This window comes from Winogradskyella ouciana (genome assembly GCF_009709615.1).
GTDB lineage: Bacteria > Bacteroidota > Bacteroidia > Flavobacteriales > Flavobacteriaceae > Winogradskyella > Winogradskyella ouciana.
In genome coordinates this window covers 1-246 of record NZ_WJYA01000251.1, presented here as the reverse complement: position 1 = coordinate 246, position 246 = coordinate 1, and the positions used below count along the sequence as shown (strand labels likewise).

At 54.5% G+C, this 246-nt stretch carries 1 pseudogene; it reads left to right on the top strand.

Going from position 1 to position 246, the window contains the following annotated elements:
• Positions 1-246: pseudogene (locus F1003_RS19085) on the top strand (hypothetical protein); the annotation flags it as partial.

The following is a 246-nucleotide window of genomic DNA, read 5'->3' as shown; positions in this document are numbered from 1 at the left end:
ATTCCAGCCTGGAGCTGGCAAAAAGCAGCTATGACAACACGATCATTCGCGCGCCAATCAGCGGCATCGTCGCGAAGCGTTCCATTGATCCGGGCGAAATGGCTGGAGCAGGCACGCCATTGCTCGTCCTCGTCAACATGGCTGACGTGAAAGTAGAGGCAAGCGTACCGCAAGATCAGATCAACAGCGTCAAAGTTGGCTCTGAAGTTGACGTAAAAGTCGGCAGCCTGGGCGGAAAAGTGTTGA